A 12,480-nucleotide genomic window follows, 5' to 3' on the forward strand; every position below is an offset into this window, starting at 1 on the left:
AGGGTAGCGTTGTGATTTTAGGGGTTGGAACAGATTTGGTTGAAATTGAACGTATTGCTGATTCTGTGGCGCGTTTGGGTGAGCGATTTGTCGATCGCATTCTAACCGCACAAGAGAAGCAACGTTGGCAGGCTATTTCTCATCCTGATCAAGCCAATGCTTATGTGGCGAAACGCTTTGCCGCGAAAGAGGCCGCTGTGAAGGCTTTGGGAACAGGCATTGGTTCTGGGGTCAGCTTTCAGCACTTTACTGTTATTAACCTGCCTTCTGGTCAGCCTTATTTAGAGGTAGACAAGAACATCTCTGAACGTTTTGAGCACCCTGTGGTGTGGCATTTAAGCTTAACGGATGAGCGAGCTTATGCGCAGGCCTTTGTTATTCTTGAGGCCAAGTAATCAGATCTCGATGATTTAGTAAGTCATCAATGGCGTGAATGAAATCTTCCGCGACACCTTCTACGTCTTCCATGCCCAGTTCTTTTAAATGTGTTTCTAAAAAACCAGCATGACGTGCAACATTAAAGGTGCCTGTGTATTTAGACGCTCCGTGAATTCGGTGAACCACTTCAATGAGTTTTTCTGTGTCTTGGTGTTCTAAATGGTGTTGAATCAGCTTTTTCTCATTGTCTAGTGAGTCTGCCAACATGGTAAACATTTCTTGAGCGATGTCGGCTTTTCCATTGACGATGTCTAAGGCTTTTTGCATATCGAAAATATTGACTAATGTGGCATCAACTTGTTGCTGGAAGGTTTTGGTATTAGAGCACCATTCATCGATGGTGCGAAACAATACTTCTTCATCAATGGGTTTGGTTAAGTAAGCATTCATGCCACTGGCGAGAATTTGTTGTTGCTCTGAGCCTAGAGCGTGCGCCGTTAAGGCAATGATTGGGGTGTTTTGATAGGACTTTAATTGTCGTAACTGTTGAGTGGTTTCCATGCCATCCATTTCGGGCATTTGGATGTCCATAAAAATGAGATCAAATGTTTGCTCAGACGCCAATGATAAGGCTTGCTGGCCGCTGTAGGCCAGAGTGACGTTGATGCCGTGCGGTTGGAGCCAATGACTTAGCAGTTGTAAGTTGATTGGTGCATCATCAACCGCCAAGATTTTAAGGCCTTTACGTGTTTGATTTGATTCAACAGGAGGGCTAATCTCATCGACTTGAATTTCCCTATGGTTGATTTGTTGTAGTGCTTTATAGAGACGATCATGGCTGACCGGTTTGAGCAGTATTTCGCTAGCAAGTGCTTTAAGTTCTGGGTTTTGAGTAAGGCTTCTGGGGGGTTGGATCATCACAATGCAGGGGATGGAAAAGTGTTGATTGGCGTAACTAATCAATTCTTTGGTTTCTTCTACACTGCTTTCATCAGGCCCTAAGCTCAGTACAATTCCGTCAATGGTGTCAGCTTTTTCCTGCAAAGCAGAAACCAATTGTTCGATGTCGCTGCAACGGGTGGTTTTAACACCAATGCTATGCAAATAGCTTGTCAAATGAGCACGATAGGTGCTGCTTGGCTCCAGTAAAATGATGTGTCTGTCCAATGAGTCTTTTTGATTCATTGGGTTTCCAGAAGCTTGTAGACAAAGAGAAAAACGAAACGTTGAGCCGATGCTTGGATCACTGCTGACTTCGATTTTTCCTTGCATTTGTTCTACCAGTTTTTTACTGATAACCAGCCCTAAGCCTGTGCCACCAAATTGTCTTGTTGTGCTGGTGTCTACTTGTGAAAACGGTTTGAAGAGGCGATCAATCTTATGTTCTGGGATGCCAATGCCTGTGTCGACGATTTGGAATAGTAACGTTAGCTTGTTGTCTGACTGAGCCTGACAAGATACTTTGGTTTTGACTGAACCTTGGTGAGTAAACTTAATGGCATTACCAATTAGGTTGGTGAGGATCTGACGAATGCGAGTGCTGTCTCCAATGATCCATTCTGGCAGTTGTACATCGTATTCTGTCACCAGATCAATCTGCTTTTCCTTGGTTAGCAGGTTGATGCTTAGGGTTTGATAAACATCATCGATTAAAGCTCGAAGGTTAAAGTGATTGCTTTCTAAGCTTAATTTCCCCGCTTCTATTTTGGAAAAGTCTAAGATATCGCCAATGATGGCGAGCAAACTGTTTGTCGATTGTTCAATGGTATCTATATACAGTTTATGTTGTGGATCCTTGATGCCTTTTTGCAGGGTTTTGGTATAGCCCAAGATGGCATTTAGAGGGGTTCTGACTTCATGGCTGATATTGGCAAGGAACTGAGATTTTAGGCGATTGGATTCCATTGCTTCCCGGTTGGCGATGTGTAACTGGGCGCTTTTCTCTTCCATACTGTCCATGCTTCGACGGAGATCTTCTGTCGCTTGCTCTATTCCTGCGGTCATTTCATGTCTGTTGTGTTCAAGTCGTTCCGTTAGGAATAACAAATCTTTTTGCAGAGATTGATATTCTACCGGAAGGCGCAACAGTTTTGCTGCAGAAAACTGCTCTTTTGCGAGTTTGTTTAAGGTGTTTTCGACATTTTTGACGGGCAGCATCAATTGTTTGGTGATGCGTAAAAAAATCAGTCCACTGCCTAAATTGAACGCAAAGAAAACCAATAGGACTAAGCTGGCATATTGGTATTTTTGGATTTGAACTATGGCGGTATCGGCTTGAATTTTGACCCAACCAATAAGGTTTTGTTGCCTTATGGGGCCAAATAAGTCGGCTTGTGGGTTGAAGGCACCGTCCAAGGCATTGTTATTGTAATGAACCGCACTAATGGAAACTAAATGATCGGGAAGTTTTTGTATCTCATTGGTGGTGGGGAAGCCGGTCGTTGTGACAACAAATTCTGTGCCCAACTCAGCGATGATTTTTTGTTCACTGTTAAACAGTTGGACACTGCTGATGTATTGATTGCTGAGTGCGTTTTGTAAGATTCGATACATCATGTTTTGATCAGAAAAGACAATCGCATATTCGCTGGTAGTAGCGACTTGTTCTGTGATGTGTTGCGTGCGTTGATAAAGAGTATCGTCAAGATCATTGAAGCGGCTGAGAATTAAGAATGCGCACGTGATAATGGAAATACCAAAAACAGGTGAAAATAAAGACCAAAACAATTTATTGTCATGGTTCAGCTGAAGTTTTGGCAAACGAATATTAATCATGAGGTCCTAATTTGTTATTGACTAATAACAGGCAAAATTGTCCGTGTCTTGGCGTTTTTTACATTCTTCTTGATACTGCTGACAGGCTTTTGTGTCGCCTTTTGTCGCGGAATCATAAAGGCACTGACGCCATTGGGTTCTCAGCTCTAAATTGCTTAAATCGGTGGTGATGCTTGCTTTTTTTTCACAGGCGCTGAGTAACATCACAAGAGTGAAAACCGCAAAAATATGTTTGTAGCCCATGTGCTTACCTTATTATTGCGTGGTTGAAACTAAGTTTATAACGCTTTCTTATTGTACTCTTGGTAGCAAGTGGTCTTAAATAGGCTCAATAATGCGTTAAGTGTCATTCTGTCCGTAATTAATGTCAATGAAGTTTTTATATGATCGAGTATCCAACTATCGAGTCTTTGATTGGGCAAACCCCTTTGGTGCGCCTACAAAGAATCAACCCAAATCCTAACAATACCATATTGTTAAAACTGGAAGGGCAAAACCCTGCTGGTTCAGTAAAAGATCGTCCTGCTTTAAATATGATTTTGCAGGCTGAGCGTCGCGGTGAGATTAAACCGGGAGACAGTTTAATCGAAGCGACCAGTGGTAATACCGGCATTGCATTGGCGATGGCCGCGGCCATTAAAGGTTATAAAATGCACTTGATCATGCCTGATAACATGAGCCAAGAGCGTAAGTCTGCAATGGCCGCTTATGGGGCGGTTTTGCACTTGGTCAGTAAACAAGAAGGCATGGAAAGAGCAAGAGATTTGGCTCAAGAGATGCAGGACCAAGGCATTGGTAAAGTGCTCAATCAGTTTGCCAATCAAGATAATCCTAACGCCCATTATCTTTCAACTGGACCTGAGATCTGGCGGCAAACACAAGGTACGGTCACGCACTTTGTCAGTTCGATGGGCACCACAGGGACGATCATGGGCGTCTCGCAGTATTTGAAAGAACAGAATGAGCAGATTCAGATCATAGGATTGCAGCCACAAGATGGTGCTAGTATTCCGGGGATACGACGCTGGCCAAAAGAGTATCTACCGTCTATTTTTGATGATACGCGAGTCGATACTGTGATGGATGTGTCTCAGCAGGATGCGGAACAAACCATGCGTCGCCTTGCGAAAGAGGAAGGTATTTTTTGTGGCGTGTCATCGGGCGGTTCCGTCGCCATGGCCATGGCATTATCTGAGCAGTTAAATGATGCTGTGATTGTGGCCATCGTGTGTGATCGTGGTGACCGATATTTGTCGACCGGCGTGTTTGATTAAAAAAGTTGTCATGTTGATCTCTGCTCAGATGCGTTAGAATGCGGGCCAAATATTCATTTTATTGCCAATCGAGAACGTATCTTGAGAAGAAGAACTTCAGCCCGTCGCCCGATAAAAAAAGCCTCATTAGGGCCAATGCAAACTTATCAAATTGATGGTTTGACCCATGAGGCGAAAGGGGTTGCCCGCCTTAACGGTAAAGTCACCTTTATTGAAGGGGCGTTACCTGGGGAGACGGTCACCGCTCAGGTAACGAAACCTGGTCGTCGTTTTGATGAAGCTATTTTGAATGCTGTTATTAAAACCAGTGTTGATCGTGTGTCGCCAGCTTGTCAGCACTTTGGTGATTGTGGTGGCTGCAGTTTCCAGCATTTAGAAGCGTCTTCACAACGCCTTGCTAAAGCGGACTGGTTAGCCGGGCAGTTAAGAAACTTATTACCGAAAGAGCAAATTGAGTGTTTATTTGATGCGAGTTCAGGCTATCGCCGTCGAGCTCGTTTGGCGATTGATCATAAAAAAAATTCTTTGGTCCTTGGTTTTCGCAGTAAAGCCTCTAATCGAGTCGTCGATATTGAGCAATGTCATGTCTTAACACCGTCATTACAAGTCTTGTTCGTTTCCCTTAAAGATTGTTTAAAGCAGAATCCTATTCTATCGTCACTAGGTCACGTTGAGCTGTTAGAAGACAGCAAAGGTATGTCGGTATTGTTGCGTTTAGTGTCTGACATTTCCCTCATTCAACAACAGGCATATCTTGATTGGGCTCAATCAGAGGGAGTCAATTTATATTGGCAGGCACCAAAAGCGAGCAGAGCCGATCTGATAGAAGAACAAATGCGCTATTATGATTTGGGGAATTTGCGCTTGAAATATCACCCTCAAGACTTTATTCAAGTAAATGAGGCAATGAATCAAAAAATGGTAGCGCAAGCCATGGCATGGTTGGCACCTCAGAAAGAGGATGCCGTGTTGGATTTGTTCTGTGGGGTTGGGAATTTTTCTTTGCCATTAGCGCAACTTGCTGGCAGTGTAATTGGCGTCGAGTTACAGGAATCAATGGTTCAAGCTGGCCGGCATAATGCCAGTTTAAACGGTTTGGATAATGTCACCTTTGTGGCGGCGGATTTAACGCAGCCTGTTGCAGGGGCGTTTTTAACCGAAAAAATTAATAAGATATTGCTTGATCCACCGCGAGCCGGAGCGTTTGAGTTTTTAGATACCATTATTCATATCGCGCCACAGCAAATCTTGTATGTTTCTTGCAATGCTTCTACTTTGGCAAGAGACGCTGAGTATTTAGTGTCAAATGGCTACAAGGTTGTGCGGGCGGGGTTAATGGATATGTTTCCGCAAACGTCACATGTGGAAACCATGATGCTATTGCAAAAGCAAAAGTGAATTGAAGGACGGATAAATGGTAACAGTAAGAAAAGATCATCCAGTATTAGAAGATGGCAGTGTTGATATTGATGCTTGGATGTCGAATTTCTCCGATCTAATTGATGACGGTGCACGAGTGCCTCTAAGGATGGCCTGTGAGTTGGCTCGACAAGCTGAGTTGCAATGTGCCCGACCTTCCTATTGGGGCTCGCAAGCCAGTACCTTCCGTGCCGGTTTGGAAATGGTTGAGATTTTATCCGGTTTCCGAGCTGATCAAGATTCTCTTGTTGCTGCGGCCTTGTATCGAGCCGTTCGAGAAGATCAGTTGCCGATTAGCCGCGTAGTAGACATGTTTGGTCGTAAAGTTGCCTCTCTGGTTGAAGGGGTGATTCGCATGGGAGAGGTGTCAAAGAATTTAACCGCAGACACCGCAGCCGAAGTATTAGGTAGCAACGAAAACCAGCTGGAATCATTACGTAAAATGCTGGTTTCGATCATTGATGATGTGCGAGTTGTGTTGATCAAATTGGCCGAGAGAGCTTGTGCGATCAAAGAAGCGAAATATCAGGATGAAGATCGTCGAGTCGCGGTTGCTTTGGAAGTGCAAAGTGTTTATGCACCCTTAGCTCACCGTTTAGGAATTGGTCACATCAAATGGGAACTTGAAGACCTTTCGTTCCGATACCTTTACCCTACCGAATACAAACGCATTGCTAAATGGCTGGATGAAAAACGTCTTGATCGTCAGCAGTACATAGAAGATGTGATCGGTCTGCTTGATCAGCGCTTGAAAGGCATTAATATTCATGCGGATCTGATGGGGCGGGCGAAACATATTTACAGTATTTGGCGCAAAATGAAGCGCAAAAACATTGGCTTTGATGAAGTTTATGATGTGCGTGCTGTACGTATCTTAGTGGATGAGCCAATGGAATGTTATGGCGTTCTTGGTATTGTCCATAATTTATGGCGACCCATTCCACAAGAATTTGACGATTACATCAGTAACCCTAAATCGAATGGTTATCAATCGCTCCATACGGCCGTTGTTGGGCCTCAAGGTCGTGCTTTAGAAATACAAATTCGTACTCATAAAATGCATGAGGATGCGGAACTTGGGGTGTGTGCTCATTGGAAATACAAAGGCACAGATCTTAGTTCGAACAGCAGCAGTTACGAAGAAAAATTGCAGTGGCTGAGAACCATCTTGGACTTTCATGAAGTTCAAGGGGATTTAGAGTCCTTATCCGAACAAGTACGCAGTGATATTGAGCAAGACCGTATTTATGTGTTTACCCCAGATGGTCACGTGGTGGATTTACCCGTCAATGCGACGCCAGTAGATTTTGCTTATCGAGTGCATACAGAAATTGGTCACCGGTGTCGTGGTGCAAAGGTAAATGGCAAGATCATTTCTTTGGTAACGCACCTTAAAACAGGTGACAAGGTTGAAATTCTTACCACAAAAGAAGGTGGACCAAGTCGAGACTGGTTACATCCAACTTTAGGTTATGTGCAAACTAACCGTGCCCGCGCCAAAATTCAAAACTGGTTCCGCAAGGAAGATCGAGATAAAAACCTTGAAGCGGGTAAGGCCTTATTGGATAAGCAGCTCAAGCGTTTGGGCGTGGACGACAGTCGAGTTGACTTACAAACGGTCGCCGCACGATTTAATTTCTCCAATGCGGATGAAGTTTATGTGGCATTAGGGGCAGGGGACATTCAACTGGCTCGCGTGTTGAGAGTGGTTGATGAATTCTTCAGTTTGAACGGTGAAGCACCGAGCACAACTCGCCCAATTCGTTTGAAGAAAAGTCGTCATAAATCCTCTGATAATGACATTCATATTCTCGGTGTCGGTAAGCTCTTAACGCAAATGGCCAAGTGTTGTACGCCGATTCCTGGTGATGATGTTGCTGGTTACATTACCCATGGTCGAGGGGTTTCGGTACATCGTCAGGATTGTATTAACATAGTGCAATTGGGGATGGATGAGCCAGAACGTATTATTGACGTGAGCTGGGGGGAGCGTTTAGACAATCAATACCCAGTGAACATTCAAGTGGAAGCTTACGACAGAACGGGGTTGCTTAATGATATTACCGGGTTGCTTGCCAATGAAAAAGTGAATCTATTGTCGATGAACACCTTATCAGCAAAAGAGAACCACACGGCCAGTATCCGTTTTACCATCGAGGTAGGGGAATTGAGTGTGTTGAGTAAGTTATTACATCGGATCAATCAATTACCCAATGTATTAAACGTGTTTAGAGAGAGAGACTTTTGAGTGAAGCAATCCAGCGCCTACAATATTTAATGACGTGTTTGCGTGATAAAGACTATGGTTGTGCTTGGGACAAGAAACAAACCTATCAGACCATTGCGCCTTATACCTTGGAAGAAGCTTATGAAGTCATTGATGCCATTGAGAGAGCGGACTTTGATGATTTAAAGGATGAACTTGGAGACTTGCTGTTCCAAGTGATTTTTTACTCTCAAATAGCACTTGAAGATGAAAAATTTAATTTTGACGATGTGGTGAATGGCATAGTGGCTAAAATGCTGCGTCGTCATCCGCACATTTTTCCACAAGGCGAGCTTAGTCGCTTTGGTGAGCCAAACAACGTGTCTGAAGCAGACGTTTCCGCCCAATGGCAAACGATTAAAGCGCAAGAAAAAGCCTCAAAGCCTAAGCAAGGAGTGTTGGATGATGTGCCAAGCTCTATGCCGAGCATGATGCAAGCCGTTAAACTGCAACAAAAAGCCGCTAAGTTTGGATTTGATTGGCCGGATATTACGCCAGTGTTTGCCAAAATTCGCGAAGAGTTGGATGAGTTGGAAGAGGCCATACAGCTTGGCGAGCAGGGACATATCGCTGAAGAAATGGGCGATGTGTTATTTGCTATGACCAATTTGGCACGTCATCTTAAGGTGTCACCAGATATAGCATTAAACAAAACCAATACTAAGTTTCGACGTCGTTTTGCTAGAATCGAGACATTGTTAGTAGCACAGAATAGAACATTAACGGATTGTTCTTTGGAAGAATTAGACCGTTACTGGGAGCAAGCTAAAAGCGAAGGTTTATAGCCTTGTAATAGAAAGAATAATAACGCGACTCAATAAGTGTTTGTGGTACTTTTTTAGGAGGTTGAGGTGAGTGATCGTCAAGCGTCGTTACGTGAAAATGTTAGGTTGCTGGGAGATTGTCTCGGCGAGAGCATGAGTAATCACTTGGGAGAGGGCTTTCTTGAAAAAGTTGAAAACATCCGCCTGCTCTCTAAAGATGGTCGACAATCAGGGGATTCAGCCGCACTCATTGATGCGCTAGAAGCGTTAGATGATAAAGAAATTGTCCCTGTTGCTCGAGCGTTTAATCAGTTCCTGAACCTATCCAACATTGCGGAACAATATCATCGCGTTCACCGTCGTCGTACCAACGAAAGTTTGAGGGTGTACCACAACCCCGTGGGGGATTTGCTTGAGCGCCTAGTAAAGCAAAATTACACCTCAGAACAAATGATCGAAGCATTACAAGGGCAATCTATTGAGCTTGTTTTAACGGCTCACCCTACCGAAGTGGTCCGACGCTCGTTAATTCGTAAATACGATAATATTTCCAGCGAATTGGAAGCCCTGGATAAAGACAACATCCTGCCCCTAGAAGAAACCAAGCACATTCGCCGTCTCAAAGAGATTATTACTCAAGCTTGGCACACGGATGAGATCCGTGAAGAGCGTCCAACACCCGTGGATGAGGCTAAATGGGGGTTTGCTGTCATTGAGCAGTCTTTGTGGCAAGCGGTGCCACGCTTTTTTCGTCAACTGGATGAGCAGTTTAGTGAGCATTCTCAACAAGAGCACTTGCCATTGGACTTAGCCCCCATTCGTTTCGCAACTTGGATGGGCGGTGACCGTGATGGCAACCCGAATGTGACGCATAAGGTTACCAAAGAAGTGGCGTTATTGGCTCGTTGGATGGCGGCTGATCTTTATATTAAAGACTTAAATATTCTGCGTTCTGAGTTTTCCATGACGCAATGTAATGATGCGTTACGAGCTCGAGTCGGTGACAGTGCTCAGCCTTATCGTGACGTGTTTCGCCATCTTGAAACGAAAATGCATAAAACCAAAAACTGGGCTAAAGCGTGTTTGGACGGTGAGTCCGTCTCCGACGAGGGCGTGTTTCTCAACAGTGAAGAGTTAATTCGTGATTTGGTGTTGTGTTATCAGTCTCTTCTCGACAGTGGGATGAAGGTGATTGCCAACGGTTCGTTGCTGGACTTGATCCGCTGTGCCGCGACGTTTGGCATGACCTTGGTGCGTTTGGATGTACGTCAAGATTCAGCGCGACATATTGATGCCTTATCGGCCATTACTCGATTCTATGGTTTGGGTGATTATGCCGAATGGGATGAAGCGTCTCGTCAGGCTTTTTTATTGGCAGAATTGAATTCTAAACGCCCATTGTTGCCACTGGATTGGTCTCCTACAGATGAAGTAAAAGAAGTGCTGGATACGTTTGCCATGATCGCGCAGGGGGAACAAAGCTCATTTGGTTCTTATGTGATTTCAATGGCCAGTGCTCCTTCTGATGTGTTGGCGGTTGCTTTGATGTTGAAAGAGTCTGGGGTGAGTTTCCCCATGCGAATTGTGCCTTTATTTGAAACTTTGGCCGATTTGGATAATGCGGAACCCATTATCGAGCAATTGTTTTCCATGCCTTGGTATAAGTCCTACATAAACGGCCGCCAAGAAGTCATGATTGGCTATTCTGATTCGGCTAAAGATGCGGGTCAAATTGCGGCGACTTGGGGGCAGTACCGTGCGCAAGAAGCCTTAACTCGATTGTGTCAGAAACACGGTATTCACTTAACCTTGTTCCACGGACGCGGTGGTACCGTCGGACGTGGTGGCGGCCCCGCTCATGTGGCGATCTTGTCGCAACCTCCTGGCTCGGTGAATGGTGCGATCCGAGTCACAGAACAAGGCGAAATGATTCGTTTTAAATTTGGTATCCCTGACATCGCAGTACGCTCATTAGAGCTTTATTGCTCTGCCGTCATGGAAGCAACCTTGATACCCGCTGAACCACCGAAAGAAGAGTGGCGTGCCATCATGGATGAAATGGCTGAAGTCGGTATGAATCAGTATCGGTCTATTGTTCGGGGTCATGAAGACTTTGTTCCTTATTTCCGTGCAACCACGCCAGAGCAAGAGTTGGCCAAGTTGCCTCTTGGTTCAAGACCGGCTCGACGTCGTTTAGATGGCGGCGTAGAAAGCTTGCGGGCCATTCCATGGATTTTTGCCTGGATGCAAATTCGCTTAATGTTGCCGGCTTGGCTGGGAGCCGAAAGTGCAATTGAGCAAGCCATTGAGTCGGGGAATTTGGATAAGCTTCGCGAGATGCATGACAAGTGGCCTTTCTTTGGTGCCTATCTGGATATGTTAGACATGGTCTTGGCCAAGGCAGAACCAGAGATTGCCGAGTACTATGAAAAGCGTCTGGTGCCAGAAGAGCTTCAAGGCTTGGGAAGACTGTTGCGAGCTAAGCTAAGTCAAGTCAGTGATTTGGTGAAGACATTGAAGCAGCAGGAGCGTCTAATTGAGGACAATAAAACCATACGTCAGTCGATTGATGTGCGTAATCCTTATATTGATCCCTTGCATTACTTACAGGCAGAGCTTTTGTTCCGTAGTCGTCGTGATGAGGAAAATGCAGAAGTGAATAAAGCCTTGATGATTACCATGGCGGGCATTGCCAGTGGTATGCAAAATACAGGCTAATTTATTAAAAAGATTAAAAAATACTCACTATGGGTAAGAAAATGACAAAAAAAGGCAGGTAAATTTGCAAAATGAAGGGCGGCTTGGGTATGCTTGGCGGCCATTCAATTTTTTAATATGCAAATAGTTTGTCTGTACACTTTTTATTGCGACCAAATGGGTGCGTTTTAGTCTTATTGTGTCAGCCAATCTTGCAATTCAGTTAACGCTGTCTTTTGGAGACTTTATTATGCGAGTAATTTTATTAGGTGCGCCAGGTGCAGGTAAAGGAACTCAGGCTCAGTTTATTACCGAAGAGTTTGGTATTCCGCAAATCTCGACTGGTGATATGTTACGTGCCGCTGTAAAAGCAGGAAGCGAACTTGGTTTAAAAGCAAAAGCCGTTATGGATGCGGGTCAGCTTGTTTCTGATGACATTATCATTGGCTTAGTAAAAGAACGTCTAACACAAGATGATTGTGCTAATGGTGCTTTGTTTGATGGCTTTCCACGCACCATTCCACAAGCGGATGCGTTGAAAGATGCCGGTGTGAAAATTGATTACGTTGTAGAGATTGATGTGGCTGATGAAGAAATTGTTCAGCGCATGAGTGGCCGTCGAGTGCATGAAGCATCCGGTCGCAGTTATCATCTTGTTTACAATCCACCAAAAGTAGCTGGTAAAGACGACGTGACTGGCGAAGAGCTTATCCAGCGTGCTGACGACACTGAAGAAACAGTTCGTAAGCGTTTAGGCGTGTACCATGAGCAAACCGCACCACTTATTGGATACTACCAGGAGTGGTTAAATGCGGACGCTGTTAATGCCCCTAAATTCGTTAAAGTGAACGGTGTTGGTGATCTGAATGAGATTAAACAAAACCTATTAACTGCGTTACAGGCTTAA

General features: G+C 44.5%; 9 protein-coding genes. 7 read left to right on the forward strand and 2 right to left on the reverse strand.

The window, feature by feature from the left end; translation table 11 throughout:
• Nucleotides 1-11: 11 nt before the first annotated feature.
• The gene (gene acpS, locus OA79_RS14115) at nucleotides 12-395 is read left to right on the forward strand and encodes a holo-ACP synthase (RefSeq protein ID WP_063333881.1); all 384 of its coding nucleotides are present in this window, start codon (nucleotides 12-14) and stop codon (nucleotides 393-395) included.
• Here the strand turns inward: acpS and OA79_RS14120 are convergent.
• Nucleotides 376-3,153, reverse strand: coding sequence for a response regulator (locus OA79_RS14120; RefSeq protein WP_063333882.1), 2,778 nt, complete (start codon nucleotides 3,151-3,153; stop codon nucleotides 376-378). The two genes, acpS and OA79_RS14120, sit on opposite strands and share 20 nt — an antisense overlap.
• 21 nt (nucleotides 3,154-3,174) lie before the next feature.
• Nucleotides 3,175-3,396: a hypothetical protein gene (locus OA79_RS14125; RefSeq protein WP_063333883.1), complete on the reverse strand. Its 222-nt coding sequence runs from the start codon at nucleotides 3,394-3,396 to the stop codon at nucleotides 3,175-3,177.
• A gap of 140 nt (nucleotides 3,397-3,536) precedes the next feature.
• On the opposite strand from OA79_RS14125, the gene cysM reads away from it, so the two are divergent.
• From cysM to adk, 6 genes are all read left to right on the forward strand, one after another.
• Entirely contained in the window at nucleotides 3,537-4,427 is an 891-nt protein-coding gene (gene cysM / locus OA79_RS14130) for a cysteine synthase CysM (protein WP_063333884.1), read from the forward strand.
• A gap of 135 nt (nucleotides 4,428-4,562) precedes the next feature.
• A complete protein-coding gene (rlmD, locus tag OA79_RS14135; RefSeq protein WP_063333885.1) occupies nucleotides 4,563-5,825 on the forward strand; it encodes a 23S rRNA (uracil(1939)-C(5))-methyltransferase RlmD in 1,263 nt (420 codons plus the stop codon).
• Nucleotides 5,826-5,841: 16 nt separating this feature from the next.
• Nucleotides 5,842-8,094, forward strand: coding sequence for a GTP diphosphokinase (gene relA / locus OA79_RS14140; protein WP_063333886.1), 2,253 nt, complete (start codon nucleotides 5,842-5,844; stop codon nucleotides 8,092-8,094).
• Nucleotides 8,091-8,897 (forward strand): nucleoside triphosphate pyrophosphohydrolase, encoded by an 807-nt coding sequence (gene mazG, locus OA79_RS14145; protein WP_082825481.1) that lies wholly within the window; start codon nucleotides 8,091-8,093, stop codon nucleotides 8,895-8,897. The genes relA and mazG overlap by 4 nt, the downstream gene beginning before the upstream one ends.
• 66 nt (nucleotides 8,898-8,963) lie before the next feature.
• The gene (ppc, locus tag OA79_RS14150) at nucleotides 8,964-11,594 is read left to right on the forward strand and encodes a phosphoenolpyruvate carboxylase (protein WP_063333887.1); all 2,631 of its coding nucleotides are present in this window, start codon (nucleotides 8,964-8,966) and stop codon (nucleotides 11,592-11,594) included.
• 229 nt (nucleotides 11,595-11,823) lie between these two features.
• Entirely contained in the window at nucleotides 11,824-12,480 is a 657-nt protein-coding gene (gene adk, locus OA79_RS14155; protein ID WP_063333888.1) for an adenylate kinase, read from the forward strand.

It is taken from the genome of Marinomonas sp. TW1 (assembly GCF_001625355.1).
Taxonomy (GTDB): Bacteria; Pseudomonadota; Gammaproteobacteria; order Pseudomonadales; family Marinomonadaceae; genus Marinomonas.